The sequence below is a fragment of the Salipiger abyssi genome (assembly GCF_017311415.1).
Lineage (GTDB): Bacteria > Pseudomonadota > Alphaproteobacteria > Rhodobacterales > Rhodobacteraceae > Salipiger > Salipiger abyssi_A.
On the sequence record NZ_JAEKIS010000058.1, the window covers coordinates 1 to 3,419 of the forward strand.

At 55.3% G+C, this 3,419-nt stretch carries 4 protein-coding genes and 1 pseudogene; 2 read left to right on the plus strand and 3 right to left on the minus strand.

Translation table 11 applies throughout. The features are described 5' to 3' along the window. Positions 1–61: 61 nt before the first annotated feature. Together I6N89_RS25200 and I6N89_RS25205 are read right to left on the minus strand one after the other, a co-directional pair. Complete coding sequence (locus tag I6N89_RS25200) at positions 62–262, minus strand: hypothetical protein (protein ID WP_207020952.1); 201 nt, start codon at positions 260–262, stop codon at positions 62–64. Further along, positions 259–495, minus strand: coding sequence for a hypothetical protein (locus tag I6N89_RS25205; RefSeq protein WP_207020953.1), 237 nt, complete (start codon positions 493–495; stop codon positions 259–261). The genes I6N89_RS25200 and I6N89_RS25205 overlap by 4 nt, the downstream gene beginning before the upstream one ends. Positions 496–1,036: 541 nt before the next feature. Between I6N89_RS25205 and I6N89_RS25210 the strand changes: the two genes are divergently transcribed. Together I6N89_RS25210 and I6N89_RS25215 are read left to right on the plus strand one after the other, a co-directional pair. Continuing rightward, positions 1,037–1,216 carry a hypothetical protein gene (locus I6N89_RS25210; protein ID WP_207020954.1) on the plus strand — a complete coding sequence of 60 codons (180 nt, stop codon included), beginning with the start codon at positions 1,037–1,039 and terminating at the stop codon, positions 1,214–1,216. Between the two features lie 248 nt (positions 1,217–1,464). Next, on the plus strand, positions 1,465–3,018 hold the full coding sequence (locus tag I6N89_RS25215; RefSeq protein ID WP_207020955.1) for a Fic family protein: 1,554 nt from the start codon (positions 1,465–1,467) through the stop codon (positions 3,016–3,018). Between the two features lie 62 nt (positions 3,019–3,080). Here the strand turns inward: I6N89_RS25215 and I6N89_RS25220 are convergent. Continuing rightward, positions 3,081–3,302 (minus strand): annotated as a pseudogene (locus tag I6N89_RS25220) (zincin-like metallopeptidase domain-containing protein); the annotation flags it as partial. Between the last annotated feature and the right edge of the window lie 117 nt (positions 3,303–3,419).

A 3,419-nucleotide genomic window follows, 5' to 3' on the forward strand; every position in this document is an offset into this window, starting at 1 on the left:
AACATCCCACACTGTGCTCCCCGATGATCTCGGGAGCATCATCACCATCAGTGTGAGGGGGTCATTTTTGGATGCCGATCACCCCCGCCACGGGGTCAATTTTGCATGCTTGTTCACAGCCGGTTTCAGTGACCGGCAGGATGAAGCCCTCATCTACGCGAAGCTCGATATGATCGAAGTCTTTGTGAAAGCGCCGCTTTCTGTAGGTGATGGTGAGGGGCGTTTCATCCCAGACAATGCGGATTTCGACGGGGGCGCTCATGAGCGCCCCGCTTCGTTTGCGTTGGCTTCGGCATCTTCCAGCGGCAGACGCAGGACAATGCGGCCATTGATCGGGCAGGTCTCCAGTTGGAGCGAGTAGCCGCGCCCGTCTTTGTGCTTCCATGCGGCTCCGACCTTGTTCCAGAAGGATTTCTCGCCCTTCTGGGTGACGTACCAGGCCAGATAATCCGGCGCGCTCGGCTCTTGGTTGGTGTTTTCTTTTTCGCGTGCCATGTCTTTTCTCCTTTGCTTGGGGTTGGCTTGCTAACGCCCTCCCGAAGCGCCGGAGGCAAAGGACCAGCCGTCATATCCAACACGGATACTTGGAGCGGGCAGGATATTTAGGGATGGGCCGCATCCGGCCAGGGAATTGGGGCTCTTGGTGCAAGCCGCGCCCAAGCAACGGGGAAGACCGGCCAACATTCCGGAAATGACACCGACCACGGCCAACCGCGTCACGGACAGGCTGTGCCAGCGTTCACCCCTTCGGCGATGGTCTGCATGCAAGGTCATAACATGGAGCGTCGCAAAAACGGTAGCGCATGCAAAACCCTGCGTATCGAAACAAAGCCTACTCAGCCAAACCTGCAAATGCCGTACTGTAGAATGCATACGCATCGAAACGTGCCGATGCGTTTCATCGCACCCCTCCTAATCGAATTGGACAAAGACACCCGACCCATCAGGGCCAACACTCGCGCCAATGATGGTGAGGAACGGGGCCGAAAGGCCCTGAGTGGTTCGGGGCCTCCTTCAACGACAAGGAGGATGAGCCATGAAACTCGTCACCAAGTTTGAAGCGGCATCCCGTAGCACGGCTGAATTGCACGGTCTTCTTCGTGAGGCCTTCAACGTCTTCGCCGCCGCCCCGCGCGGCAGCATCGAGCGCCGCAATGCGCTGGAGTCGATGCACAACATCGAGGCCGAACTGGCGTCGCGTGCGCCTAGTCTCTAACTTTTCGCGGCTGGCCGTCAGGCCGGTCTCGATTTTTTCCATATAAAATAACAAGTTGTTCTCGCCTTCAGGCTGCATAGGCTCTAGGTTAGAACTCTTGCCTGGATAGTGTTTTTCCGCAAAAAGGCCGTGAGTGGAACGATTTTCGACACTCGTGATTGAATTTCGACATCAGTTTTGGTATATTGATTTTCTGCTGGTCCTGCAGAAGTAAAGCCCTTTTCGACCGATGTGAGAGAATTTCGACTATGATGATAGACAGCGCCAGACCCGATTTCTTCCAGGATGAACCTGTACCGGAAGCCGTCACGCTCGCGGGATGGGCGGCGCTGGTTCATCACTTGGGCCTTGCAGCACCGGTTCGCAAGCTATCATGCATCTCAGACAAGCATGTTCGCGGCAACAAGCGTACCGAAGGGCAATGGGAAATCTATGACAAGCGCTACAAGCCGGAAGATACACTGGAGGGGCAAATAAATTTTGCGCTCCGGCATGAAGATATTGATCTTCTGGTGTTGAAGCGCGTCTTTGACGCCGTGCCTGCAAAGGCCATTCAGGAAATTGTCGAAGCCACACCGACGGGCGCCAATGCACGGCGGATATGGTTCTTCTTTGAAACCTTGACCGGGAAAACGCTAGATTTGGAGGATGCCCCCAAGGTCACAGCCGTCGATGCACTGGATCAGAAGCAATATTTCACAGGTAAGGTCCGCTTTTCTCAACGCCATCGTGTCAGGGACAATCTGCTTGGCAGCGGAGGGCTATGCCCGATCATTCGGCGTACAGAAAAGCTACAAAAGCTGGTCGAGTCCAACCTGTCCCAGAAGGCGCAAGAAACCATTGGCAAAACTGGGGCGCAGGTCGTGGCCCGCGCTGCGAGCTTTTTGCTGTTGGCCGACAGCCGCGCGAGCTTCGAGATCGAAGGTGAGCGCGCACCAATCAATCGGCTTGAACGCTGGGGGCGCGCTATCCTCGAAGCAGGAAAACGCCCACTAAATCAGACTGAAATCTACCGTCTTCACCGCATTCTTATCGGGAGCGATGATCGCTTCACGCCTGTCGGCTACAGGGAAGATGGTGTGTTTCTGGGAGAACGCGACCACCAAAACGAACCGCTGCCCGAGTTCATTGGCGCGCGCGCCCAAGATGTGCCGGAACTGATGAGCGCGCTCAATGAATGCAACAATCGCCTTCGCATTTCGGATTTGGAGGATATCGACCCTGTGTTGCAGGCGGCATGCATTGCGTTTGGGTTTGTTTATATTCACCCATTGGCTGACGGAAACGGGCGTTTGCATCGCTGCTTGATTCATCATGTGTTGGCGGAGCGCGGTTATACTCCGGCAGGCATGGTGTTCCCTGTTTCGACTGTGATGTTGGAACGGATTGATGAATATAGGAGCGTCCTACAAAGTCACTCAGCTCCGCTCATGGACTTCATTGAATGGCATGCTTTGCCAAATGGGAACGTTGAGGTCACCAACGACACAGCAGATTTGTACCGCTTCTATGACTGCACGGCAGAAGCAGAGTTTCTTTATGAATGCGTTCTGCGCACGATTGAGAAAGATCTTCCGCGAGAGATTGAATATCTCAAGCGCCATGATGAAGCGATGCGCGGCATCATGAATGCGGTGGAAATGCCCAATCGTATGGCTGAAGATCTAATAATGTTCATCCGTCAAAACGATGGACTGTTCCCTCGCAAGCGCCGTGGGCGCGATCCATTTGACAAGCTCTCTGATGAAGAGATCAAACTCATAGAGAGCATCGTCGCCGATGCCTTCGATGAGGTCGCCTGACAGAACGGTGATGCGCCTGCCGGATGGCAGGCGCGAAATTTTCTCGCGGGTTTCGAGCCGCCTTACGCGGCGACTCCTTCTTTTGCTGGCTCTTCCTCGATGAGCGGTTGCAGGCCGTGCAGGTAATCGGCTGCGCGCTGCGCATGGGCAGCGGCGGCAAAGATCGCCCGTTTGTCACCCTTCAAGACCTTCAGCCAGCTTTGGATGTAGGCTGCATGGTCGCTGCCAGGTTCAGGCTTCAAGGCCAGATCGGCGCATAGAAATGCTGCACCCAGCTCCGCGACATATCCTGACAGTCCAGCCCCATTCTGAAATTTTCCGGCAATGAGAACGGTTTTGGTCATGCCGCTACCTCCTCTGCATGGGGCTGCTGCGCATGCATCCAGTCGGCCGCCTGCTGC